This is a genomic window from Pseudomonas sp. NPDC087185 (assembly GCF_044744955.1).
In the GTDB taxonomy this organism is placed as follows: domain Bacteria; phylum Pseudomonadota; class Gammaproteobacteria; order Pseudomonadales; family Pseudomonadaceae; genus Aquipseudomonas.
On record NZ_JBIUZK010000009.1, the window covers coordinates 231895 to 256945 of the forward strand.

21 protein-coding genes and 2 tRNA genes are annotated in these 25051 nt (G+C 61.8%); 14 read left to right on the forward strand and 9 right to left on the reverse strand.

Annotated elements, in window-relative coordinates; all coding sequences use genetic code 11:
- From glmM to ACIPIJ_RS26370, 13 genes are all read left to right on the forward strand, one after another.
- A complete protein-coding gene (gene glmM / locus ACIPIJ_RS26310; RefSeq protein ID WP_401082496.1) occupies positions 1 to 1341 on the forward strand; it encodes a phosphoglucosamine mutase in 1341 nt (446 codons plus the stop codon).
- Positions 1342 to 1407: 66 nt separating this feature from the next.
- Positions 1408 to 2163, forward strand: a complete 756-nt coding sequence (tpiA, locus tag ACIPIJ_RS26315; RefSeq protein ID WP_401082498.1) for a triose-phosphate isomerase — start codon at positions 1408 to 1410, stop codon at positions 2161 to 2163.
- Between the two features lie 4 nt (positions 2164 to 2167).
- Positions 2168 to 2560 (forward strand): preprotein translocase subunit SecG, encoded by a 393-nt coding sequence (gene secG / locus ACIPIJ_RS26320; protein WP_401082501.1) that lies wholly within the window; start codon positions 2168 to 2170, stop codon positions 2558 to 2560.
- A 21-nt stretch (positions 2561 to 2581) separates the two neighbouring features.
- A tRNA-Leu gene (locus tag ACIPIJ_RS26325) sits at positions 2582 to 2667 on the forward strand.
- 98 nt (positions 2668 to 2765) lie between these two features.
- A tRNA-Met gene (locus ACIPIJ_RS26330) sits at positions 2766 to 2842 on the forward strand.
- 130 nt (positions 2843 to 2972) lie between these two features.
- Positions 2973 to 3431 carry a ribosome maturation factor RimP gene (rimP, locus tag ACIPIJ_RS26335; RefSeq protein WP_033702568.1) on the forward strand — a complete coding sequence of 153 codons (459 nt, stop codon included), beginning with the start codon at positions 2973 to 2975 and terminating at the stop codon, positions 3429 to 3431.
- Between the two features lie 59 nt (positions 3432 to 3490).
- The gene (nusA, locus tag ACIPIJ_RS26340) at positions 3491 to 4972 is read left to right on the forward strand and encodes a transcription termination factor NusA (RefSeq protein ID WP_346615333.1); all 1482 of its coding nucleotides are present in this window, start codon (positions 3491 to 3493) and stop codon (positions 4970 to 4972) included.
- A gap of 27 nt (positions 4973 to 4999) precedes the next feature.
- Positions 5000 to 7528 carry a translation initiation factor IF-2 gene (gene infB / locus ACIPIJ_RS26345; RefSeq protein WP_401082504.1) on the forward strand — a complete coding sequence of 843 codons (2529 nt, stop codon included), beginning with the start codon at positions 5000 to 5002 and terminating at the stop codon, positions 7526 to 7528.
- A gap of 116 nt (positions 7529 to 7644) precedes the next feature.
- Positions 7645 to 8043, forward strand: coding sequence for a 30S ribosome-binding factor RbfA (rbfA, locus tag ACIPIJ_RS26350; RefSeq protein ID WP_401082507.1), 399 nt, complete (start codon positions 7645 to 7647; stop codon positions 8041 to 8043).
- 3 nt (positions 8044 to 8046) lie between these two features.
- A complete protein-coding gene (truB, locus tag ACIPIJ_RS26355; protein ID WP_401082510.1) occupies positions 8047 to 8964 on the forward strand; it encodes a tRNA pseudouridine(55) synthase TruB in 918 nt (305 codons plus the stop codon).
- A 146-nt stretch (positions 8965 to 9110) separates the two neighbouring features.
- Positions 9111 to 9380 carry a 30S ribosomal protein S15 gene (gene rpsO, locus ACIPIJ_RS26360; protein ID WP_016489163.1) on the forward strand — a complete coding sequence of 90 codons (270 nt, stop codon included), beginning with the start codon at positions 9111 to 9113 and terminating at the stop codon, positions 9378 to 9380.
- 249 nt (positions 9381 to 9629) lie between these two features.
- Entirely contained in the window at positions 9630 to 11735 is a 2106-nt protein-coding gene (pnp, locus tag ACIPIJ_RS26365; RefSeq protein ID WP_401082513.1) for a polyribonucleotide nucleotidyltransferase, read from the forward strand.
- 265 nt (positions 11736 to 12000) lie between these two features.
- Complete coding sequence (locus tag ACIPIJ_RS26370) at positions 12001 to 12351, forward strand: BON domain-containing protein (RefSeq protein ID WP_401082516.1); 351 nt, start codon at positions 12001 to 12003, stop codon at positions 12349 to 12351.
- A 77-nt stretch (positions 12352 to 12428) separates the two neighbouring features.
- Here the strand turns inward: ACIPIJ_RS26370 and ACIPIJ_RS26375 are convergent, their stop codons facing one another.
- Complete coding sequence (locus ACIPIJ_RS26375) at positions 12429 to 12731, reverse strand: putative quinol monooxygenase (RefSeq protein ID WP_401082518.1); 303 nt, start codon at positions 12729 to 12731, stop codon at positions 12429 to 12431.
- A gap of 60 nt (positions 12732 to 12791) precedes the next feature.
- On the opposite strand from ACIPIJ_RS26375, the gene ACIPIJ_RS26380 reads away from it, so the two are divergent.
- Positions 12792 to 13205 (forward strand): VOC family protein, encoded by a 414-nt coding sequence (locus ACIPIJ_RS26380; protein ID WP_010955354.1) that lies wholly within the window; start codon positions 12792 to 12794, stop codon positions 13203 to 13205.
- Between the two features lie 67 nt (positions 13206 to 13272).
- On the opposite strand, the gene ACIPIJ_RS26385 is transcribed toward ACIPIJ_RS26380, so the two are convergent.
- The 8 genes from ACIPIJ_RS26385 to ACIPIJ_RS26420 form a co-directional block, all read right to left on the reverse strand.
- Entirely contained in the window at positions 13273 to 16209 is a 2937-nt protein-coding gene (locus ACIPIJ_RS26385) for a DUF748 domain-containing protein (protein WP_401082521.1), read from the reverse strand.
- Positions 16210 to 16287: 78 nt separating this feature from the next.
- Complete coding sequence (locus tag ACIPIJ_RS26390) at positions 16288 to 17157, reverse strand: oxygenase MpaB family protein (protein WP_401082524.1); 870 nt, start codon at positions 17155 to 17157, stop codon at positions 16288 to 16290.
- A 41-nt stretch (positions 17158 to 17198) separates the two neighbouring features.
- Complete coding sequence (acs, locus tag ACIPIJ_RS26395; protein ID WP_401082527.1) at positions 17199 to 19133, reverse strand: acetate--CoA ligase; 1935 nt, start codon at positions 19131 to 19133, stop codon at positions 17199 to 17201.
- A 251-nt stretch (positions 19134 to 19384) separates the two neighbouring features.
- The gene (gene pgi, locus ACIPIJ_RS26400; RefSeq protein WP_401082530.1) at positions 19385 to 21049 is read right to left on the reverse strand and encodes a glucose-6-phosphate isomerase; all 1665 of its coding nucleotides are present in this window, start codon (positions 21047 to 21049) and stop codon (positions 19385 to 19387) included.
- Between the two features lie 145 nt (positions 21050 to 21194).
- Positions 21195 to 22058 carry a pantoate--beta-alanine ligase gene (gene panC / locus ACIPIJ_RS26405; protein ID WP_401082533.1) on the reverse strand — a complete coding sequence of 288 codons (864 nt, stop codon included), beginning with the start codon at positions 22056 to 22058 and terminating at the stop codon, positions 21195 to 21197.
- A complete protein-coding gene (gene panB, locus ACIPIJ_RS26410; RefSeq protein WP_401082536.1) occupies positions 22055 to 22855 on the reverse strand; it encodes a 3-methyl-2-oxobutanoate hydroxymethyltransferase in 801 nt (266 codons plus the stop codon). The genes panC and panB overlap by 4 nt, the downstream gene beginning before the upstream one ends.
- Positions 22856 to 23117: 262 nt before the next feature.
- Positions 23118 to 23597, reverse strand: coding sequence for a 2-amino-4-hydroxy-6-hydroxymethyldihydropteridine diphosphokinase (gene folK, locus ACIPIJ_RS26415; RefSeq protein ID WP_401082538.1), 480 nt, complete (start codon positions 23595 to 23597; stop codon positions 23118 to 23120).
- Entirely contained in the window at positions 23594 to 24982 is a 1389-nt protein-coding gene (locus ACIPIJ_RS26420) for a polynucleotide adenylyltransferase PcnB (protein WP_401082541.1), read from the reverse strand. The genes folK and ACIPIJ_RS26420 overlap by 4 nt, the downstream gene beginning before the upstream one ends.
- Between the last annotated feature and the right edge of the window lie 69 nt (positions 24983 to 25051).

Sequence of the window (25051 nt, forward strand, 5' to 3'; positions counted from 1 at the left end):
ATGAGCAGAAAATATTTTGGTACCGACGGCATTCGTGGCCGCGTCGGCGTCTACCCGATCACCCCTGACTTCATGCTGAAGCTGGGTTGGGCGGCGGGTATGGCCTTCCGCAAGCAGGGTAACTGCCGCGTGCTGGTGGGCAAGGACACGCGTATTTCCGGTTACATGTTCGAGTCCGCGCTCGAGGCCGGCCTGTCTGCCGCAGGTGCCGACGTGATGCTGCTCGGGCCTATGCCGACCCCTGCCATCGCCTACCTGACCCGTACCTTCCATGCCGAGGCAGGGATCGTCATCAGTGCTTCGCACAACCCGCACGATGACAATGGCATCAAGTTCTTCTCGGGCCAGGGCACCAAGCTGCCGGACGAAGTGGAGCTGATGATCGAGGAGCTGCTCGACCAGCCGATGACCGTTGTCGATTCGAGCAAGCTGGGCAAGGTCTCGCGCATCAACGATGCCGCAGGCCGCTACATCGAATTTTGCAAGAGTAGCGTGCCGACCAGCACCAGCTTCGAAGGCCTCAAGCTGGTGGTCGATTGCGCCCATGGTGCCACCTACAAGGTCGCGCCGAGCGTGTTCCGCGAACTGGGCGCCGATGTGACCGTGCTGCACGCACAGCCCGACGGTCTCAACATCAACGAGGGTTGCGGCTCGACTCATATCGAGTCGCTGCAGGCTGCCGTCCTGGTGGGCCATGCCGACCTGGGCATTGCTTTCGATGGCGATGGCGACCGGGTGCTGATGGTCGATCATACCGGTGCGATCGTCGATGGTGACGAACTGCTGTTCATCATCGCTCGTGACTTGCATGAGCGTGGCAAGCTGCAAGGCGGGGTGGTCGGCACACTGATGAGCAACCTGGGCCTGGAGCTTGCGCTCAAGGACCTGGATATCCCATTCGTGCGGGCCAAGGTCGGCGACCGCTACGTCATGGCCGAGCTGCTTGAGCGCGATTGGCTGGTAGGTGGCGAAAACTCCGGGCATGTCGTGTGCTGCAACCACACCACCACCGGCGATGCGATCATTGCTGCGCTGCAGGTACTGTTGGCCCTCAAGCGCCGCGGTGAAACCCTGGCGCAGGCCCGCCAGGCCCTGCGCAAATGCCCTCAGGTGCTGATCAACGTGCGCTTCGGTGCCAGCAAGGTCGACCCGTTGGAGCACCCGGCAGTCAAGGAAGCCAGCGCCAAGGCGACCGAGGACATGGCAGGGCGGGGGCGGGTGCTGTTGCGCAAGTCCGGTACCGAGCCGTTGGTGCGGGTAATGGTCGAAGGCGACGACGAAAACCAGGTGCGCACGCACGCGCAAGCGCTGGCCAAGCTGGTCGCAGAAGTTTGTGTCTGAATTGGGCTTGCCAGCGCAGATCGGGTTGGGTAAGATCTGCGCCCACTTTGACCGACGAGGTAAAGCATGCGTCGCCCCATGGTAGCTGGTAACTGGAAGATGCACGGTAACCGCGCCAGCGTCGCTGAGCTGACTCAGGGCTTGGGCAAAATGCTCATTCCCGAAGGTGTCGAAGTTGCGGTGTTTCCGCCGGCCTTGTTCATCAATGAAGTCATTGATGGCCTGAGCGGTAAAGGGATCATCGTGGGTGCACAGAATTCTGCAGTACAGCCCGAACAGGGTGCGCTGACCGGTGAAGTTGCACCGACTCAGCTGGCTGAAGTGGGTTGCAAGTTGGTGTTGATTGGCCACTCCGAGCGTCGCCAGATTATCGGCGAAAGTGAAGAAGTGCTGAATCGCAAGTTTGCAGCCGCTCAGAAAAGTGGTTTGACGCCGGTGCTCTGCATAGGGGAAACTCTCGCAGAGCGTGAGGCAGGCAAGACGCTGGAAGTTGTAGGGCGTCAACTAAGCAGTGTTATCGACGCGTTCGGTATTGCCGCTTTTGCCAATGCAGTCATTGCTTATGAGCCTGTTTGGGCCATTGGCACAGGTTTGACGGCCTCGCCGCAACAAGCTCAGGATGTGCATGCCGCCATCCGCAAGCAGTTGGCAGCGAAGGACGCCGAAGTTGCAGAAAACGTGCAGCTTCTCTACGGCGGTAGCGTGAAGGCGGCCAATGCGGCCGAACTGTTCGGCATGCCGGATATTGATGGGGGGCTCATTGGTGGAGCATCCCTGAACGCAGACGAATTCGGTGCAATTTGTCGCGCCGCAGGAAACTGAACAAATGCTGGAAACAGTCATCGTTGTTTTTCATCTGTTGGCAGCGCTGTCGCTTGTAGTGCTGGTACTGTTGCAACAGGGTAAGGGTGCGGAAGCAGGTGCATCTTTCGGCGCAGGTGCTTCAAATACTGTGTTCGGAAGCCAAGGTTCTGCTACCTTCCTAAGTAAATTTACTGCTATACTTGCTGCCACTTTCTTTTTGACAGCACTTGGGTTAGGATACTTCGCCAAGCAACAAGCTCACCAGTTGAGCCAGGCGGGACTTCCGGATCCAGCGGTGTTGGAAGTGCAACAGCCAAAGCCGGCAGTAAATGATGATGTACCGGTGCTCCAGGAGCAGAAGAGCGAAACCACCCACGCTGGTGATGTACCTCCTCCAACCGAAGAGCAGAAGTAACGGGTTTCAAGAAGTAGTATTGCCGAGGTGGTGGAATTGGTAGACACGCAACCTTGAGGTGGTTGTGCCCATAGGGTGTAGGGGTTCGAGTCCCCTTCTCGGTACCAATTAAAGCTTGAGAGCCCGCTTTAGCGGGCTTTCTTGCAGGTGGAGGTTAGATTGACCCAGCAACGGGTTCGGTCTTATACTTTCGCCCCAGCTTTGTCGCGGGGTGGAGCAGCTTGGTAGCTCGTCGGGCTCATAACCCGAAGGTCGTTGGTTCAAATCCAGCCCCCGCAACCAGCTTCAGCGGAGCCCCTTTTCAGGGGCTTTTTGCTAGCCGAACAGTTTTCGGCGTCGTTGTCCAACGGCGCTTTCAGGGATGGGCGCTTCGCCCATTTTTCATTTGCACAGCATGCACGAGGGGGTTCAGGTGTCGAGCAAGCTAGAACAGTTGCAGGCCTTGTTGGCCCCGGTGGTCACGGGGCTGGGCTTCGAATGCTGGGGGATTGAATTCGTCTCCCAGGGCAAGCATTCGGTACTACGTGTCTACATCGACAAGGAAGGCGGGATTCTGGTGGACGACTGCGCAGAAGTCAGCCGTCAGGTCAGCAGCGTTCTCGATGTGGAAGATCCGATCAGCTCTGAATATACCCTAGAGGTTTCTTCTCCTGGCATGGAACGCCCGCTGTTCACGCTTGAACAGTTTGCCTCGCATGCCGGCGAACAAGTGAAGATCAAGCTGCGCTCACCCTTTGAGGGTCGTCGTAACTTCCAGGGCCTTCTCCGCGGTGTGGAGGAGCAGGATGTGGTGGTCCAGGTGGACGATCAAGAGTTTCTGTTGCCGATCGACTCGATCGACAAGGCCAATATTATTCCCAGTTTTGACTGAGACGTGCCGGGCCCGGCGGACTATCCGGGCCCAATGGCTTGCGCAAGGCGAGGCGTACGATGAGCAAAGAAGTACTGCTGGTTGTTGAATCGGTATCCAACGAAAAAGGTGTACCGCCCGGCGTCATTTTCGAAGCGCTGGAAGTGGCCCTGGCTACTGCAACCAAAAAACGTTTTGAAGACGAAGTCGATCTGCGTGTGGAAATCAACCGCCACACCGGTAGCTACGAGACCTTCCGTCGCTGGACAGTCGTCGACGAGGCCGATCTGGACGATCCGGCCATCGAGACCTGGCTGGCCAAGATCCACGAGACCCATCCTGAAGCCAAGGTGGGTGACGTGATCGAAGAGAAGATCGAGTCCATCGAGTTCGGTCGTATCGCCGCCCAGACCGCCAAGCAGGTCATCGTGCAGAAGGTCCGTGAGGCCGAGCGCGCCCAGGTGGTCGACGCCTACCGCGAGCGCGTTGGCGAGATCATCTCGGGTACCGTTAAAAAGGTCACTCGCGACAACGTCATCGTCGACCTGGGCAACAACGCCGAGGCGCTGCTGGCCCGCGAAGACATCATTCCACGTGAGACTTTCCGTGTTGGCGTGCGCCTGCGTGCGCTGCTCAAGGAAATTCGCACCGAAAACCGTGGTCCTCAGCTGATTCTGTCGCGCACCGCGCCGCAGATGCTGATCGAGCTGTTCCGCATTGAAGTGCCGGAAATCGCTGAAGGCCTCATTGAAGTCATGGCTGCATCCCGTGATCCGGGGTCGCGTGCCAAGATCGCCGTCCGCTCCAAGGACAAGCGTATCGATCCACAAGGTGCCTGTATCGGCATGCGTGGTTCGCGCGTCCAGGCCGTATCCGGAGAGTTGGGTGGTGAGCGTGTGGACATCGTCCTGTGGGACGATAACCCGGCGCAATTTGTCATTAACGCCATGTCGCCGGCTGAAGTCGCGGCGATCATCGTTGATGAAGATGCCCATGCCATGGACATCGCCGTTGCCGAGGACAACCTGGCCCAGGCCATTGGCCGTGGTGGTCAGAACGTTCGCCTGGCCAGTCAGTTGACTGGCTGGACCCTGAACGTGATGACCGAGAAGGACATCCAGGCCAAGCAGCAGGCAGAAACCGGTGACATCCTGCGCAATTTCATCGATGAACTGGAAGTCGACGAGGAGCTGGCCCAAGTGCTGGTCGACGAAGGCTTTACCAGCCTCGAAGAAATTGCCTACGTACCGTTGGAAGAAATGCTCAACATCGATGGCTTTGACGAAGATATCGTCAATGAGCTCCGCGCTCGAGCCAAGGACCGTTTGTTGACCAAGGCCATCGCTACCGAAGAAAAACTGGCAGACGCCCATCCGGCCGAAGACCTGCTCTCCCTTGAGGGCATGGACAAGGACCTGGCGGCGGAACTGGCGGTGCGCGGCGTGGTTAACCGCGAAGACCTGGCCGAGCAGTCGATTGACGACCTGCTCGACATCGACGGCATCGACGAAGAGCGTGCCGGCAAGTTGATCATGGCCGCCCGAGCCCACTGGTTCGAGTAATTAGGCGCGGCCTGAGGAGAGAAGTGCATGACGCAAGTCACGGTGAAAGAACTGGCCCAAGAGGTCGAGGCACCGGTAGAGCGCCTGCTGCAGCAGATGCGTGAGGCAGGTCTGCCGCACACCGACGCCGGTCAGGTAGTGACCGACAATGAGAAGCAGACCCTGCTGACTCATTTGAAAAGCAGCCACAAGAGCAAGGCGGAAGAGCCGCGCAAGATTACCTTGCAGCGCAAGACCACCAGCACCCTGCGTGTCGCCGGTAGCAAAAGCATCAGCGTAGAAGTACGCAAGAAGAAAGTATTCGTTCAGCGCAGCCCGGAAGAGATCCAGGCTGAGCAGAAGCGTGAGCAGGACGAGCGCCGTGCGGCTGAAAATGCCGCTCGCGAGAAGGTCGAGGCCGATGTTCGCCAGCGTAACGAAGAGCAGGCGCGTCGCCAGTCGACCGACTCTGCCGCCGCTGCGCCTGCGCCAGTTGCCAAGGCTGAGCCAGCACCTGCTGCTGCTCCGGCTCCGGTAGTCGCCGACGCACCTGCGTCGGAAGACGCCGCTGCCCGCGCCGCCGAGCGCAAGAAGGACGAGACCCGTCGCAACGAAAGCCGCACTCGCGATGACGACCGTCGTCGTGGCGAGGCACCGCGCGTTTCGATCAAGGTCAAGGTCAAGGAGAAGGAAAAGGCGCCGACTCCACGTGCCGCTCCGCGCACCACCGACGAAGAGAGCGATGGCGCTCGTCGTGGTCGTGGTGGCAAGGGCAAGCTGAAGAAGCGTAATGCGCACGGCTTCCAGAACCCGACCGGCCCCGTCATCCGTGACGTGACCATCGGCGAGACCATCACCGTCTCCGAGCTGGCCAACCAGATGTCCGTCAAGGGCGCTGAAGTGGTCAAGTTCATGTTCAAGATGGGCACTCCGGTCACCATCAACCAGGTGCTCGACCAGGAAACCGCTCAGCTGATCGCAGAAGAGCTGGGCCACAAGGTCACCCTGGTCAGCGATACCGCCCTGGAAGACTCCCTGGCCGAATCGCTGAAGTTCGAAGGCCAGACCGAATCGCGCGCCCCGGTCGTTACCGTCATGGGTCACGTTGACCATGGCAAGACCTCGCTGCTCGACTACATCCGTCGTGCGAAGGTTGCCGCTGGCGAAGCCGGTGGTATCACCCAGCACATCGGTGCCTACCACGTGGAAACCGACCGCGGCATGGTCACCTTCCTCGATACCCCGGGCCACGCTGCGTTCACTCAGATGCGTGCCCGTGGTGCCAAGGCGACCGATATCGTCATCCTGGTGGTGGCAGCTGACGACGGCGTGATGCCGCAGACCCGTGAAGCCGTTCAGCATGCCAAGGCTGCTGGCGTCCCACTGGTTGTCGCGGTGAACAAGATCGACAAGCCAGGTGCCGACCTCGATCGCATTCGCAACGAACTGTCCGTCGAAGGCGTGACCTCCGAGGATTGGGGTGGTGACACGCCGTTCGTCAAGGTTTCCGCGAAGATGGGTACCGGTGTCGACGAACTGCTCGAAGCCGTCCTGCTGCAGGCCGAGATTCTCGAACTGAAGGCTACTCCGACCGCTCCAGGTCGTGGTGTGGTCGTCGAATCGCGCCTGGACAAGGGCCGTGGCCCAGTGGCCACCATCCTGGTTCAGGACGGTACCCTGCGTCAGGGCGACATGGTCCTGTGCGGCTCCAACTATGGCCGCGTACGTGCCATGCTCGACGAGAACGGCAAGCCTGTGAAGGAAGCCGGCCCGTCGATCCCGGTCGAGATCCTCGGCCTCGATGGTACTCCGGAAGCCGGTGACGAGCTGTCCGTGGTTGCCGACGAGAAGAAAGCCCGCGAAGTTGCCCTGTTCCGTCAAGGCAAGTACCGCGAGGTCAAGCTGGCCCGTGCTCACGCCGGCAAGCTGGAAAACATCTTCGAGACCATGGGTCAGGAAGAGAAGAAGACCCTCAACATCGTCCTCAAGACCGACGTGCGCGGTTCCCTGGAAGCACTGCAGGGCTCGCTCGGCGGCCTGGGCAACGACGAAGTTCAGGTTCGCGTCATCGGTGGCGGCGTCGGTGGTATCACCGAGAGCGATGCCAACCTGGCGCTGGCGTCCAATGCGGTGCTGTTCGGCTTCAACGTGCGTGCCGATGCCGGTGCGCGCAAGATCGTCGAGCAGGAAGGTCTGGATATGCGTTACTACAACGTGATCTACGACATCATCGAAGACGTCAAGAAAGCCCTGACCGGCATGCTCGGCAGCGATGTTCGCGAGAACATCCTGGGTGTCGCCGAAGTGCGTGACGTGTTCCGTTCGCCGAAGTTCGGCGCCATCGCTGGCTGTATGGTCATCGAAGGTACCGTCTACCGCAACCGTCCGATCCGCGTACTGCGCGACGACGTTGTGATCTTCGAAGGTGAACTGGAATCGCTGCGTCGCTTCAAGGACGACGCCTCCGAAGTGCGTTCGGGCATGGAGTGCGGTATTGGCGTCAAGAGCTACAACGACGTCAAGGTCGGCGACAAGATCGAAGTCTTCGAGAAAGTCCAGGTTGCTCGTACCCTCTAAGGGCGAGCATGGCGCAAGCCCCCGCCGCAGGGCGGTGGGCAGCGCCTCAGTAGGTAGCGCCCGGTCAGGCTTCAGCCTGACCGGGCGTTTGCCGCTTTAAGTTACAGGTAGCAAGAATGGCCAAAGAATACAGCCGTACCCAACGTATCGGTGATCAGATGCAGCGCGAGCTGGCAGAACTGATCCGCCGTGAAGTCAAGGACCCACGCGTCGGTCTGGTGACCATCACCGCCGTGGACGTCAGCCGCGACCTGGGCCATGCCAAGGTCTTCATCACCGTCATGGGTGAAGAAACCCCGGACGCCGTCAAGCAGTCGCTCAAGGCACTGAACAGCGCCGCGAGCTTCCTGCGCCTGCACCTTGGCCGCTCGATGCAACTGCGCAGCGTGCCGCAGCTGCACTTCCACTTCGATGAAAGCGTCAGCCGTGGTGTTCACCTGTCGGCGCTGATCGAACGTGCGGTGGCCGAAGACCGCCAGCACAAGGATGCCGACGAGCAGGACACCAAGGAGTAAGCGGTGGCCCAGGTCAAACGTATCCGCCGCAACGTCAGCGGCATCATCCTGCTCGACAAGCCGCTGGGGTTCACCTCCAACGCCGCGCTGCAGAAAGTCCGCTGGTTGCTCAATGCGGAAAAGGCCGGCCACACCGGCAGCCTCGACCCGCTTGCCACCGGGGTACTGCCGCTGTGCTTCGGTGAAGCGACCAAGTTTTCGCAGTACCTGCTCGATTCCGACAAGGGCTACGAAACCGTCATGCAGCTGGGGCAGACTACCAACACTGCCGATGCTGAAGGCGAGGTCCTGCAGACCCGCGAGGTGACCGTTGGTCGCGCCGACATCGAGGCGTTGCTGCCACGTTTTCGCGGCCCGATCAGCCAGATACCGCCGATGTACTCGGCGCTCAAGCGCGATGGCCAGCCGCTGTACAAATTGGCACGTGCAGGAGAGGTAGTGGAGCGCGAGGCGCGTTCTGTTACTATTAACCGCTTGGAGTTGCTCGAGTGCGAAGGCACCCGTGCACGGCTGAGCGTAGGATGCAGCAAAGGCACCTATATCCGTACCCTGGTGGAGGATATCGGCGAGGCTCTTGGCTGCGGTGCCTATGTTGCCGAGCTGCGCAGGACCCACGCCGGGCCCTTCGAGTTGGCCCAGACCGTGACGCTCGAAGAACTTGAACAGGCCCATGCCGAAGGTGGCAACGAAGCGCTCGATCGCTTCCTGATGCCTTCCGACAGTGGCTTGCAGGATTGGCCGCTGCTGAGCCTTTCCGAGCACAGCGCCTTCTACTGGCTGCATGGCCAGGCAGTACGCGCGCCGGACGCGCCGCAGTTCGGCATGGTCCGGGTACAGGATCACAATGGCCGCTTCATCGGTATTGGTGAAGTGAGCGAAGACGGGCGCGTTGCGCCGCGTCGACTGATTCGGTCGGAATGATCGATACCACGGGTCAAGGCTTTGGCTGAGGCCCGCGGATACAAGGGTGGCTGTCAGTAGGCACGGTCACACCTTTTTATTAATACAGGGATTTGTCCCTGGCCTATTGGACCCCGTTCGCGGGTTCCGTTATCAGGAGAAGCCAAATGGCCCTCAGCGTTGAAGAAAAAGCTCAAATCGTTACCGACTACCAGCAAGCTGCTGGCGACACTGGTAGCCCGGAAGTTCAGGTTGCTCTGCTGACCGCGAACATCAACAAGCTGCAAGGCCACTTCAAGGCCAACGGTAAAGACCACCACTCGCGTCGTGGCCTGATCCGTATGGTTAACCAGCGTCGTAAGCTGCTGGACTACCTGAAGGGCAAAGACACCACTCGTTACAGCGCCCTGATCGGTCGCCTGGGCCTGCGTCGCTAATAGCGGCCTGGTCAGTGGTGTGCATGGCGTGTTGCAGGCTTCGGGGGCGCTGCTTTGCAGCGTTCTCGTCGGACACGCCACGCGTATCTCCGAGGTTGGCAGCCTGGCAATGTTGAGCGGTTTTTTCCGCTCGGCGCCAGGCTCCCAGCCTCGTGTTGTATCTGGACGGTCAATGGGGCCGATTCCCCGTTCTGCCCAAGAATTCGCTAGAAACCAGTTCCCCCAGAGCCACTGAAAAGGTAGGAAACCGTGAACCCGGTAATCAAGAAATTCCAGTTCGGTCAATCGACCGTTACTCTCGAGACGGGCCGCATTGCCCGCCAGGCAACCGGCGCCGTGCTGGTTACCGTCGACAACGACGTCACCGTGCTGGTGACCGTGGTCGGTGCCAAGCAAGCCGACCCAGGCAAGGGCTTCTTCCCGCTGTCGGTCCACTACCAGGAAAAAACCTACGCTGCCGGCAAGATCCCAGGTGGCTTCTTCAAGCGTGAAGGCCGTCCTTCCGAGAAAGAGACGCTGACCTCGCGCCTGATCGACCGTCCGATCCGCCCGCTGTTCCCTGAAGGCTTCATGAACGAAGTCCAGGTCGTCTGCACCGTGGTTTCCACCAGCAAGAAGACCGATCCGGACATCGCTGCGATGATCGGTACCTCGGCTGCCCTGGCGATCTCTGGCATTCCGTTCGAAGGCCCGATCGGCGCTGCCCGCGTTGCCTTCCACGAAAGCACCGGCTACCTGCTGAACCCGACTTACGAGCAACTGGCTGCCTCGAGCCTGGACATGGTCGTTGCCGGTACCTCCGACGCCGTGCTGATGGTTGAATCGGAAGCCCAAGAGCTGACCGAAGACCAGATGCTGGGTGCCGTGCTGTTCGCCCACGACGAATTCCAGGCCGTTATCCAGGCTGTCAAAGAGCTGGCCGCCGAAGCTGCCAAGCCGACCTGGGACTGGAAACCCGCTGTTGCCAACACCGAACTGTTCAACGCCATCCGCGCCGAATTCGGCGAAGGCGTTTCGCAGGGTTACACCATCACCGTCAAGGCCGACCGCTATGCGCGCCTGGGCGAGCTGCGCGATCAGGCGATCGCCAAGTTCTCCGGTGAAGAAGGCCAGCCTTCGGCTTCCGAAGTCAAAGAAATCTTCGGCGAGATCGAATACCGCACCGTTCGCGAGAACATCGTCAACGGCAAGCCACGTATCGATGGCCGTGACACCAAGACCGTGCGCCCGCTGAACATCGAAGTCGGCGTGCTGCCGAAAACTCACGGTTCGGCCCTGTTCACCCGTGGCGAAACCCAGGCCCTGGTCGTCGCGACCCTGGGTACTGCGCGTGACGCACAGCTGCTGGACACCCTTGAAGGCGAGAAGAAAGACCCCTTCATGCTGCACTACAACTTCCCGCCGTTCTCGGTAGGCGAGTGTGGTCGCATGGGCGGTGCTGGCCGTCGCGAAATCGGTCACGGCCGTCTGGCCCGCCGTTCGGTACAGGCCATGCTGCCTGCCGCTGACGTGTTCCCGTACACCATCCGCGTGGTTTCGGAAATCACCGAGTCCAACGGCTCCAGCTCCATGGCGTCGGTCTGCGGTGCTTCCCTGGCCCTGATGGACGCTGGTGTGCCGATGAAGGCGCCGGTTGCCGGTATCGCCATGGGCCTGGTCAAGGAAGGCGAGAAGTTCGCAGTCCTGACCGACATCCTCGGTGATGAAGACCACCTGGGCGACATGGACTTCAAGGTTGCCGGTACCGCCAAAGGCGTTACCGCACTGCAGATGGACATCAAGATCAACGGCATCACCGAAGAGATCATGGAGATCGCCCTGGGCCAAGCCCTGGAAGCGCGCCTGAACATCCTCGGCCAGATGAACCAGATCATCGGTCAATCGCGTACCGAGCTGTCGGCCAACGCTCCGACCATGATCGCGATGAAGATCGACACCGACAAGATCCGTGACGTCATCGGCAAAGGCGGCGCCACCATCCGCGCCATCTGCGAAGAAACCAAAGCTTCGATCGACATCGAAGACGACGGCTCGATCAAGATTTTCGGCGAAACCAAGGAAGCGGCAGAGGCAGCTCGCCAGCGCATCCTGGGCATCACCGCCGAGGCCGAGATCGGCAAGATCTACGTCGGCAAGGTCGAGCGCATCGTCGACTTCGGCGCCTTCGTCAACATCCTGCCGGGCAAGGACGGTCTGGTGCACATCTCCATGCTGAGCGATGCTCGTGTCGAGAAAGTCACCGACATCCTGAAAGAAGGTCAGGAAGTCGAAGTGCTGGTACTGGACGTGGACAACCGCGGCCGTATCAAGCTGTCGATCAAGGACGTTGCCGCAGCCAAGGCTTCGGGCGTCTAAGCGACTGACACGCTGTAAGAAAAGGGCCCCTTGATGGGGCCCTTTTTTATTGCCTGCGCGGAACCTTTTGCGGACTTGCATCTTGCACGCAGATTTATGCCGCAGGTTGCAAATTGCACGACTGATGGTTTCCTCATAGTCGCCTAAGTAATTGATTTATAAGGAAACAAGCGAAGCGGAAAAGCTGGCACAGCCCGTGCAACTACCTTCATACCTGCCGCCAGGACTAACGGCGCAGACCTTTCGAAAAACAGGAGTGACTCACATGAAGAAGTTCGCCATTGCTGCCGCTACTGCTACCGCTCTGACCCTGACCATGGCTAATGCGGCATTCGCCCAGCAGTCCACCCAGGCCCCAATGACGCTCGCGGCGGGTGAGGTGACCAAAGCCAAGGAAGCTACTTCCGATACCTGGATCACCACCAAGGTAAAATCGGACCTGCTGACCGAGAAAGGTATTCCGGGCTCTGATATCAAGGTCGAGACCAACAAAGGCGTGGTATCGCTGTCGTCGACCACCGCCGTGACCGAATCGCAGAAAGAGATGGCCGTTGCCATCACCAAGAAAATCAAAGGCGTGAAGGCTGTTTCGGCTGATGGCCTGAAAGCCGAATAAGGGATGTCCCGTCGGCCAAACGGATTTGGCCACTTATACACAAAGCCCCGGCCTCGGCCGGGGCTTTTCATTGTCGCTCAATACACCGGATTGCGCGCGATCACATCGCTTTCAAAATACTCCTGCTCGGCGATCAGCGGCTCCACCAACGGGCGGCTGTCGCGAAAATGCGCCGTACGGGTGTGCGCTTCGTAAGCCTCGTCATCACGGTAGATCTCGTAGAGGTAGATCACCTGCGGATCGACCCGGTCCTGGGATACGTCAAACACCAGGCAACCGGGCTCGCTGGCCACGGAAGCGGCGGCATTGACCTTGATGGCAGCGAGGAATTGTTCGACGCAACCTGGCTTGACGCGTGTCTTGATGAACAGACTGTACACAAGGCGTTCCTTTTGTTTTAAATTCTATTCTGAATTGTATACAAAAATGGAGTCGCGCCAATGTCTGAATTGCCTGCACGCCCCGGCCGCCTGAATGGCCTGCGCCACATCGCCTTGCTGGTACCCAACCTTGAAGAATGCGAGCGCTTTTATGTCGATGTGCTGGGCATGGAGGTGCTGAACCGGGCCAACGAGGACCTGGTGTACCTGACCTGTGGTAACGACAACCTGTCGCTGGGGCGCGGGGCCGGGGCTGCCAATGGCCTGCAGACGCTGGATCACTATGGCTTCATCGTCGACAGCGTGGAGGAACTGGAGGCCTGGTACCAGTACTTCAAGGCCCATGGGGTGACCTTGCTGGATCGGCCTTTCAACCATGGTGACGGGGCGCGCAGCTTCCACTTGCTCGACCCGGCGGGTAACAAGGTGCAGCCGCTCTATCACCCAGCGGTGTCGGGGCAGCGGTTGGTTTGAAGTGATGGCAGTGTATTGACTGTACTGGCCTCTTCGCGGGTTTACCCGCGAACAGGCCCTAACGGATTCACTCAGCGTCCAGGTGCATCGGGGTAATCACCCGGCCATCTTTTTCCGCCTGGCCCAGCGTGGTATCGATGAAATACACCCGGTCATCTTCCAGCTTGCCTTTCTCGACCAGGTAATCCTTGATACTGCTGGCCCGCTCCTGGCCTAGGGTGCGCAGCAACGCAGCACTCTCTGCCCACGATTTGATCACTGCCTCGCGCAGCTTGGTGGTGCGCTCGTCGCGGCTCAGCTGTTGCCACTCGGCCGGCGGCTGCTGCTTTAGGCGGGTACGGTAGATGCCTTCGAGCATGGCCGGCTTGTCATCGTCGTCGACCACCAGCATCGAGGCATTGGCCGGCACCTTGTCGCCACGGCGCTGCAGAATCTTGTACCAGGTCGCCTGGTATTCACGCTCCAGGCGCTGCTGCGCAATCAGCGGCCCATCGCTGCCCTGGGCGCTGGTGCCCTCGATTTCCAGGCGCAGTTCAGGGCGCTCCTTGAGGGCCGATGCAAGCTTGTCCAGGGCCGACTGCGCATCGCCGCTGAGCTCGCTTGAACCTGCCGCGAACGAGACGTTGCCCAGGTCTTCCGAGCCGCCGCCGGTAATCAGCCCGCCGATGAACTTGAACGGCGCCTGCGCTGCACGCAGCACCAGGTTGCGCAGGGTCTGCCAGACGATCGGCATGACGCTGAACTGCGGGTTGTTGAGATCGCCAGTGACCGGCAGCTCGATCGAGATCTTGCCTTCGGTGTCCTTCAGCAGCGCGACCGCCAAGCGGATCGGCAAGTCGACGGCGTCCGGGCTGTCGACCTTTTCACCCAGCTGCAACTGCTCGACCACCACCTTGTTCTCGGCTTTCAGCTGGCCGTTGGTGATCAGGTAGTGCAAGTCGAGGTTGAGGCGGCCCTTGCGGATGCGAAACCCGGCGAATTTGCCGGAATAGGGCGTCAGGGTGGTCAGCTCGACACGCTTGAAGCTGGTGGCGATATCCAGGCTGGCCATCGGGTTGAACGGGTTAAGCGCACCTTTGATGGTGACCGGTGCGTAACGGTCGACTTTGCCTTTGATATCCACCTTGGCCGGTGCCGGCTTGCGGTTGTCGATGGTGCCGATCTGGCCATTGAGCTGCTGCACCGCCGTGGCGAAGTTGGGCGTCAGGGTCAGGTCGGCGAAGTTTGCCGAACCATCGTTGATGCTGATCTGGCCGATGCGGATGCCCAGCGGCTTGCTGCTGGAGGGACTGGCCGGCTTGGCTTGGCTCGCAGCAGGTGTACCGGCAGGTTGCGGGATCAGCAGGTCATCGACGTTGGTGGTGCGGTCTTCGTTGATGATGAAGCGGGCATAGGGCTGCAGCAGGGTCACCTTGTCGATCGACAGGGCATCGCCGTGCACGTAGGCCAGGCCGTCCACATTCACCTGCTGCCATTTGACGAAGTCGCGGTCCTTGATGGTGTCCAGGGTATGCAACTGGTTGACCTGCGCCTTGCCAGCCACGCTGAAGGCCAGTGGCTCCGTGCTTTTCAGGTCGACCTTGAGGTCGCTGGCGAGCATGCCACTGCGCAGTTCCAGGCGGATGAACGGGCTGATGTACGCCTGGGCGATACGCAGGTCGATGTCGCGGGTGCTGACATCGAGTTTGGCAGTGACCGGCGCCAGGTTGACCTCACCGGCAGCTTGCAGCTTGCCCTGCTTGCCGATACCGGTGTCGAGCTTGAGGGTGAAGGGCGACTGGTTGAGGCTGTCGAAGCCCTGTAGGTCCAGGTTCAGCGGGCCGACATCCAACGCGACTGGCTCTTTCTGGCTGCGGTCGGCCAGGTGCACTTGATAGTTGCGCAGCTGCACGTCCTTGACCAGCACCTGCCAGGGCTTGCCCGGCTCCTTGGCGGCCTTCTCTTCAGGCGTGGGCTCGGCGGCTGCCGGCGCTTCCTTCTCCTTCGGCGTGGCCTTGGCCGGTTGGCTGGCGAACAGTTTCTGCCAATCAAGTTGGCCGTCTTGCTCCAGTGCAGCCCAGGTTTCCAGTTTTTCGCTGCGGATCTTGCCGACGGTGACCAGCTGCTTGGCCAGGTCGATGGAGGTTTCGCTGACTTCCAGGCTGGCCAGGCGCGCCAACTGGCGACCGTCCGGCGCCTTGATGGCGAACGGCGCGACACGCACTGAGGTGTTGTCGAGCAGCAGTTCAGTGGTTTTGGACAGGTTCAGCGTGTAGTGGGTGTCGAGGTTGACCACCCCCTCTTCCAGCACCAACGGCACGGCATCGCGCACGTAGGGCCAGAACGCCTTCATCTTGCCGTCGGTGACCTTCAGCGTACCTTGCGAGGCGATCGGGGCCAGGCTCAAGGTGCCGCTCCAGTCGATGCGCCCGCCATTGGGGCCGTTCGCCACCAGGGTCATGTCGGCATTGTCGTCCGGCAGGGTACTGAGGTTCTTGAGCTCCAGGTTCATGTCGTCGTACAGGAAGACGATGGGTTCGCTCGGGCGTTGATCCTCGAAGTGCAGGTAGCCGCTATTGAGCTTGATACTGCCAATGCGCAGTGGGAACGGGTCGCTGGGCGGCTCGTCGGGCTTGGCTTCACTGGGCGGCAGCTTGAACAGTTGGGGCAGGTTGAGCGTACCGTCTTTGGCGAACAGCACTTCGTTGCGCGGTTTGTCGAGCTCCACGGCGGTGATGTGCAGCGCCTGGGTCCACAGGCTGTCCAGCGCCAGGTTGGCGTACAGCCGATCGAAGCCGACCTGCTCCTTGCCCGGCTCGCCGATCTGCAGGCCCCACAGCGTGAGTTCCAGGCTGAACGGGTTGAGCTCGATACGCTGCAGCTGCGCCGGCACGGTGGCATAGTGCGCCAGCTGCTGGTTGGCGATGCGCAGGGCGACACCTGGAAGAATGAGGAAGCCAAGCAGGCTATAGAGGGCCACGAGAGCCAGCAGGGCGCCGAGGGCGCGAGTCAATCCTTTGTACATGTGTCGCTTCGTCTGTCTAAGCCGGAGTGCTTGGAGTATGGCAGGTTAAATCGGTTCCGCTGCGGCGATCATTTGCCCTCACTCCATGCCCATGCGCCGCTTGGCCCGATGCGCCGAACCGTCACGCATGGCCCAGCGCAACACCGGTGCCGTGCGGGTGAGCCCCAGGCGGATCATGCGCTGCTGCAACGGGCCGTGGTGCAGGCCGAGCATGCCTTGGGCCCAGCCCGGCAGCAGGTCGACGCCTGCTTTGAGCATGAGCTTGCCGACCGGTTCAGCGAGGCGGCTCGGTGCCGGCGCGTCGAGCAGAATGCGGACCACTTCCAGGCTGCGTGCGTCGCATTGCAGCTGTGGGCGCATGCGTTGCAGGTAGTCCTCGACCTGCTGGCACGAGCGCGGTACGTCGCGGGCACCGAGGCGCTCGGCGATCAGGGCGATTTCGTCGTAGTAGGCGTCCTGATCGGTGCGCGACAGCTGCGGGTCACGGTAGCGCAGGTGGGCAGCCAAGAAGCTGCTCACTTCAGCCACGTGTACCCAGGTCAGCAGGTCGGGATCGCTGGCGGCATAGGGGCGGCCGTCCAGCGCGGTGCCGGTCACCTGCAGGTGAATGGTGCGGACTTTTTCGATGAGCCACTCGGCGTCGCGGGTCGAGCCGAAGGTGGTGCCGGAGATGAACTGGCTGGTGCGGCGCAGGCGGCCTAGCAGGTCCTGGCGAAAGTTGGAGTGGTCCCATACGCCTGCCAGGGCCAGAGGGTGCAACACCTGCAGCATCAGCGCGCTGATGCCGCCGACCAGCATGCTGGGGAAGTCGCCATGAACCCGCCAGCTCATGCTGTGCGGGCCGAACAGGCCGGGGTCACCCTTGGGGGATTCCAGGTCGAGCTGGCCGAGGGCCAGCCCGGTGAGGCTCATGACCTGGGTTTCGATGCGACGGCGTAGGGCTTCCATGGCGACCTGTATTCTGGGCGGCCATGAACAGGTGCCGCCGGCTATTGATTGAGGCGTTTGTCGATCAGCCCCTGCACCACGCTCGGGTCGGCCAGGGTCGAGGTATCACCCAGGTTGTCGAGCTCGTTGCAGGCGATCTTGCGCAGTATACGCCGCATGATCTTGCCCGAGCGGGTCTTGGGCAAGGCCGGTGCCCATTGGATCAGCTCGGGCTTGGCAAAGCTGCCGATCTCCTTGCTGACTAATGCCAGCAGTTCGGCCTTGAGCGCATCGTCTGCGGTCACCCCGTTCATGGTCGTGACAAAGGCATATACGCCCTGGCCCTTGAGGTCATGCGGGTAACCGACCACCGCCGCTTCGGCGACGCTGTCGTGCAGCACCAGCGCGCTTTCCACCTCGGCGGTGCCGATACGGTGGCCGGAGACGTTGATCACATCATCGATGCGGCCGGTTATCCAGTAATCGCCATCGGCATCGCGGCGGGCACCGTCGCCGGTGAAGTAATAGCCGGGCATCGGTTTGAAATAGGTGTCGACCATACGCTGGTGGTCACCGTAGACGCTGCGGATCTGTCCGGGCCAGCTGGCCTTGATCGCCAGCAGGCCGGCGCCTGGGCCTTCGATCAGCTTGCCTTGTTCATCCAGCAGCACCGGTTGAACGCCGAACATGGGCTGGGTCGCGCAGCCGGGCTTGAGCTTTTGTGTGCCGGGCAGCGGGGTGAGCATGATGCCGCCGGTTTCGGTCTGCCACCAGGTGTCGACGATGGGGCAGCGTTTTTGCCCGACCTCCTCGAAGTACCATTCCCAGGCTTCCGGGTTGATCGGCTCACCTACGCTGCCGAGCAGGCGCAGGCTCTTGCGCGAGGTACTCTGCAATGGCCCGGAACCTTCGCGCATCAGCGCGCGCAGTGCGGTGGGGGCGGTGTAGAAAATGTTCACCTGGTGCTTGTCCACCACCTGCCAGAAGCGGGAGGTGTCCGGGTAGTTCGGCACGCCCTCGAACATCAGTGAAATCGCCCCATTGGCCAGCGGGCCATAGACGATGTAACTGTGGCCGGTTACCCAGCCGACGTCGGCGGTGCACCAGAACACCTCGCCGTCGCGGTAGTCGAACACCACCTTGAAGGTCAGGGTGGCCTGCAACAGGTAACCGGCGGTGGTGTGCAGCACCCCTTTGGGTTTGCCGGTGCTGCCGGAGGTATAAAGGATGAACAGCGGGTCTTCGGCTTCCATCGGTTCGGGCGGGCAGTCGTCGCCGGCTTCTTCGGTGGCGTGGTCATACCAGAGGTCACGGCCTTCGCTCCAGGCCACGTCGCCACCGGTGCGGCGCACCACGAGCACGCTACTGACGTCCGGGCAACTGGCCAACGCCTTGTCGACGTTCTGCTTGAGCGGGATGCGTTTGCCGCCGCGCACGCCCTCATCGGCGGTGATCACGGTGCGGCAGTCGGCGTCCAGAATGCGGTCGCGCAGGGCATCCGGGGAAAAGCCGCCGAATACTACTGAATGGATGGCGCCGATACGCGTGCAGGCGAGCATGGCGTAGGCGGCTTCGGGGATCATCGGCATGTAGATGCACACCCGATCGCCTTTTTTTACCCCGCGTGCCTTAAGGGCATTGGCCAGGCGGCAGACCTGGCGGTGCAGCTCGCGGTAGCTGATGGGCCTTGAATCTTTGGGGTCGTCGCCCTCCCACAGCAGAGCGGTCTGCTCGCCGCGCTCAGCCAGGTGGCGGTCGATGCAGTTGTAGCTGACGTTGAGCTGCGCACCGTCGAACCAGCGCGCCTTGCCGGTTTTGAGGTCGCACTGTTGCACACTGGACCACGGCTTGATCCAGTCCAGGCGCTTGGCCTGTTCAGCCCAGAAGGTGTCGGGATCATCGACCGACTGGCGGTAGAGGCGGTGGTAGTCGTCCGCGCAAAGCGTGGCGGCCTGGCTGACGGCGAGGGCTTGGGGATAGTTACGGATATCGAACATGGCAGGGGGTCCTTTGCGCTTGGCGGGGCGATGGACTGCAACGGCTATTCGATGGACAAGTGTAGTCAGGCAGGGTTCGCCTGGCCTTGAGAGACAAAGGGCCCACCTTGATGGTGAACCCTGTGTGTGGTCAGTTGGCTGACGGGCGGCCAAGGCGCACCTTAACGAGATGTTACAGCGCAGGCCAGCCTGGAATAGGCTGGTGCGAGGGTGTGTTTGCCGAGGTGGGGCCGCTGACGGCCCCGGTGCCATCAACCGCGGTGACGGCCGCGGAAGTAGTTGATCAGGCCCTGGGTCGAGCCATCTTCGGCGCTGTCTTCCAGGCTACCGACGATGCGCTGGTAGACGCCCTTGCCCAGCTCCTTGCCAAGCTCCACGCCCCACTGGTCGAAGGCGTTGATACCCCAGATGACGCTTTGCACGAAGACCTTGTGTTCGTACATCGCTACCAGTGCGCCAAGGCGACGCGGGCTGATGCGCTCGACCACCAGGGTGTTGCTCGGGCGGTTGCCCGGGATCACCTTGTGCGGGGCGAGCTTCTCGATGTCCGCTTCGTTCAGGCCTTTCTGGCGCAATTCGGCCTCGGCCTCTTCGCGGGTCTTGCCGAGCATCAGCGCCTGGCTCTGGGACAGGCAGTTGGCGTAAAGCCACTGATGGTGGTCGGCCACCGGGTTGAAGCTCACCACCGGGACGATGAAGTCCGCCGGGATCAGTTGGGTGCCCTGGTGCAGCAACTGGTGGTAGGCATGCTGGCCGTTGCAGCCCACGCCACCCCAGATCACCGGGCCGGTATCGGTCTTCACCGGCGTACCGTCGGTCAGTACGCTCTTGCCGTTGGACTCCATGTCCAGCTGCTGCAGGTGCTTGGTGATGTTGCGCAGGTAGTGGTCGTACGGCAGGATCGCGTGGCTGCGCGCGCCCCAGAAGTTGCCATACCACACGCCCAGCAGGGCCAGCAGCACCGGCATGTTCTTGTCGAACGGCGCGGTCTGGAAGTGCTGGTCCATGGTGTAGGCGCCCGACAGCAGCTCCTTGAAGTTGGCGGTGCCGATGGCCAGCGCGATCGGCAGGCCGATGGCCGACCACAGCGAATAACGGCCACCCACCCAGTCCCACATCGGGAAGATGTTCTCTTCGCGAATACCAAAGGCCACGGCGGCGGCCTTGTTGCTGGAGACGGCGATGAAGTGGCGATACAGCTCGGCTTCCGAACCGCCCTGGGCCAGGTACCAGGTACGTGCGGCCATGGCGTTCTTCAGGGTCTCGAGGGTGTTGAACGACTTGGACGACACGATGAACAGGGTGGTTTCGGCGCGCAGGCTGGCCGAAAGCTCATGGAATTCACTGCCGTCGATGTTCGCCAGGTAATGGCAACGCACGCCACGCTGCGCGTAGGGCAGCAGCGCTTCGGAGACCAGCTCGGGGCCGAGGAACGAGCCACCGATGCCGATGTTGACCACGTCGGTGATCGGCTTTTCGCTGTAGCCGCGCCACAGGCCGTCGTGAATGCGCCCGACCAGCTCGGTGATCTGGTTGAGCACCTTGTGCACGTCCGGCATCACGTTGACACCGTTGACACTCAGCTTGTCGCCCACCGGGCGGCGCAGGGCGGTGTGCAGCACCGGGCGGCCTTCCGAGCCATTGATGATCTCACCGCTGAACATCGACTTGATCGCATCCTGCAGGCCGACTTGTTCGGCCAGGTTCACCAGCAGGTTGCGGGTCTCTTCGTTGATCAGGTTTTTCGAATAGTCGAGGAACAGGCCGCAGCTGCTCAGGGAGAACTGATCGAAGCGCTTGGCGTCGGCGGCGAACGCTTCGCGCATGCTGAACGTTTGCATGGCGTCGCGGTGCTGCTGAAGGGCCTGCCAGGCAGGCAGGGCCGTAACATCGTGGGGTGTACGGTAATACGCCATTGCGCAGAATTCCTTAATGCGTGGTGGTGCTTGGACAGGGCAGTGATTGCCGGGTTCAGGCTGGCCATCATTATAGGCAATGGTTTGAAGCAGGGAATGGGGGCGGGGAGGGGATTTTGGGGGCCGCAAGGCAGCCCCCGGACCGTCACGCGGTCTTTTCGTCCAGATGCAGGTAGAGGTTGTCGATCAAACGGGTATTACCGAGGTAGGCGGCAACCAGAATGACCAGGTCCCGGTCATCGATCATTGCCGGGCGCAGCGTCAGTGCATGACGCACTTCCAGGTAGTCCGGACGCAACCCGGCGGCTGTCAGCAGCGCCTGGCCCTCGGCGACCAGCGTGGCGTAATCGCACTGGCCACGGCCGATGGCTTCGCCGATGTGCTTGAGCGTGCGGTACACCACAGGCGCGCTGGCACGCTGTTCGGTGGTCAGGTAACCATTGCGTGACGACAGCGCCAGGCCATCCTCGGCGCGCACGGTCGGCTCGCCGATGATCTGGATTGGCATGTTCAGGTCACGCACCATGGCACGGATCACCGCCAATTGCTGGTAATCCTTTTCGCCAAACACCGCGAGGTCCGGCTGGACCATGTTGAACAGCTTGTTGACCACGGTCGCCACACCCTCGAAATGCCCCGGGCGGCTGGCGCCACACAGGCCTTCGGAGAGGTTCGGCACGCTGACGCGGGTCTGCACCGCCATGCCGTCGGGGTACATCTCTTCAACAGTGGGGGCGAACAGCAGGTTGCAGCCGGCCTGGAGCAGGCGCTCCTGGTCGGCGGCGAGGGTGCGCGGGTACTTGTCGAGGTCTTCGTTGGCGCCAAACTGCAGCGGGTTGACGAAGATGCTGGCAACGACGAAGTCGGCGCGCTGGGCTGCCTTGGTCACCAATGCGGCGTGGCCGCTGTGGAGGTTGCCCATGGTCGGGACGAAAGCGATCCGCTTGCCTTCGCCACGGGCGCGCGCGACGGCGGCACGCAGTTCACGGACGGTTTTGACTGTGTTCATGCGCTGAATCCGTGCTCGCTCGCTGGGAAACTGACGTCTTTGACGGCCTTCACGTAGGCCGCGAGGGCGCTGGCGATGTCCGGCTGGCCCTGCATGAAGTTCTTCACGAACTTCGGTACCCGGCCGCTCAGCGACAGCCCAAGCATGTCGTGCAGCACCAGTACCTGGCCATCAGTGGCGCTGCCGGCACCAATGCCAATCACCGGGATGCTCACGGCCTGGGTGATTTCGGCCGCCAGTTCGCTGGGCACGCACTCAAGCAGCAGCATGGCCGCGCCGGCCTGTTCCAGGGCAATGGCGTCGGCGCGCATCTGCCGCGCTTGCGCTTCCTGGCGCCCTTGCACTTTATAGCCGCCAAGCACGTTGACGGTTTGCGGGGTCAGCCCCATGTGCGCGCATACCGGCACGCCACGTTCGGCCAGCAGGCGGATGGTTTCGGCCAGCCAGGCGGCGCCTTCGAGCTTGATCATGTGGGCGCCGGCCTGCATCAGCGTGGCGCAGTTGGCAAAGGCCTGCTCGGGCGTTGCGTGGGCCATGAACGGCAGGTCGGCGAGAATCAGTGCGCCATCGTTGCCGCGCTTCACACAGGCGGTGTGGTAGGCCATTTCTGCGGTGGTGACCGGCAGCGTGCTGTCATGGCCTTGCAAGACCATGCCCAGCGAGTCGCCGACCAGTAGCACGTCGACACCGGCCTGGCTGGCGGCCTTGGCGAAGGTCGCGTCGTAGCAGGTCAGCATGGTGATCTTTTCACCCTTGGCCTTGAGGCCATGAAGGGTGGTCAGGGTTACTTCAGGCATGCAGGAAAATCCTCGTTCAGGCGCTGTGAAAAACGACTGCAAACAACGCGTGTAGTCATCTTCCGGAGCGGCACATCATCGCGCGTGATGTTCGGGCACAGGTCCGTCCGGGCCTAAATACGGGTATGCGGCACTTTGGTGCCACACGGGACGCCTATAGTCGTGAGCGAGGTAGGGGAAGTCAATCACCCTGTTACCGCAATGTTACTAACAGGGTGTTACTGGCGTTACCGCCTTTGTAGAAGGGTACGAAACGCCCGGGCTACAGACGTTCCAGCCCGACGAATGGGCAGGCTTCGAGCAGTTGCGCGAGGGGGCGGCCATCGGCCAGGTGAAAGTCGTCGGCCACCAGCTCGGCCAGCGGGTACAGCACGAAGGGGCGGGCGTGCATGTGGTAATGCGGCACCTGCAGGCGCGGCACATCGATGACCTGGTCGCCGAACAGCAGGATATCCAGGTCGAGGGTGCGCGGGCCCCAGCGTTCCTTGCGCACGCGGCCCTGGCCATTCTCGATGGCCTGCAGGGCGTCGAGCAGGGCCAGGGGTTCGAGTGTGGTGTCCAGGGCGGCGACGGCATTGGTGTAGCGCGGTTGGCCGGGCAGCAGGGAATCGCTGGTGTACAAGGCCGAGGCTGCCGCCAGGCGGCTGCCTTCGACCTGGCCCAGCGCCTGCAGGGCACTGGCCAGTTGCTCGGCGGGGGCATCAAGGTTGCTGCCCAGGCCGATGTAGGCGCGAGTGGTCACTCGAACGCCTCGTCGCCGCTGCGTTTGCGCTTGCTGGCGCTGCGCTTGCGTTTACGCGGGCCGGCACCGGCGCCTTCATCGCGGCTGCCCAGTTCGCGGATCATCTCGCGGCGTTCGCTTTCGTTGGCGTCCTGATAGTCGGTCCACCACTGGCCGAGGTCGTCGGTTTCCTCGCCGGCACTCTCGCGCAACAGCAGGAAATCATAACCGGCGCGGAAGCGCGGGTTGTCGAGCAGCAGGTCGGCGCGTTTGCCACTGCGGCGCGGTAGGCGCTCCTGCATGTCCCAGATCTCGCGGATAGGCAGGGTGAAACGCTTCGGAATGGCGATGCGTGCGCACTGTTCGGCGATCAGGTCATGGGCTGCGCCATTCATGGCCGGGATCGGCGGCACACCTTGGTTCTGCAGGTGCAGCACACGGCTTGGCAGGGCTGGCCAGAGCAGGGCGGCGAACAGGAAGGCCGGGGTCACCGGCTTGCCTTGCTTGACGCGCAGGTCGGTGTTGTTCAGCGCCTGGCTGATCAGGGTGTGGGTGTAGGTCGGTCGTTCTTCCAGGGCGTGCGCACTGGCCGGGAACAACGGTTCGAACAACTCCAGGTCGACCAGCATCTCGAAGGCCATGGCACCCTGGCCGCTGAGGAACAACTTGAGGCATTCCTCGAACAGGCGCGCTGGCGGGATTTCGCGCAGCAGCGGGGCCAGGCTGCGGATCGGCTGGAAGGTGTGCTTCTCGATGCCAAAATCGAGCTTGGCGGCAAAGCGCACCGCGCGCAGCATGCGCACGGGGTCTTCCTGATAGCGGTGGGTCGGGTCGCCGATCAGGCGCAGCAGGCGGTTGCGGATGTCGTGTACGCCGTTGGCGTAATCGAGAATGCGCTCGCTGACCGGGTCGTAGTACAGGGCGTTGATGGTGAAGTCGCGGCGTTGCGCGTCTTCTTCCAGCGTGCCGTACACGTTGTCGCGCAGAATGCGACCACTGGCATTGTGCGACGAACGGTGGGCATCACCCTGGTCATCGTCCGAATGGTGGGCGCGGAAGGTGGCGACTTCGATGATCTCGCGGCCGAAATGCACGTGGACCAGCTTGAAGCGGCGGCCGATGATGCGCGCATTGCGGAATTCGGCACGAACCTGTTCAGGGGTTGCGCTGGTGGCGACGTCGAAGTCCTTGGGCGTGATGCCCAGCATCAGGTCGCGGACACAGCCGCCGACCAGGTAGGCCTGGTAGCCCGCGCTTTGCAGGCGCTCGACGATGTTCACCGCATGGCGGCTGAACTGGTGGCGCTGCAGCGAATGTTGGCTCTTGTTGATCACCTCAGGCGTGGTGCGCTTGTGGTGCTGGCCCGCTACGGGAGGGCGGAAAGACTGGAACAGCTTCTTCAGCATGGGATGCACTGTGTGAAGGAATGTTCGGCCAAGAATAGGAGAATGGCCGCATGATGGGCGGGGATTCTA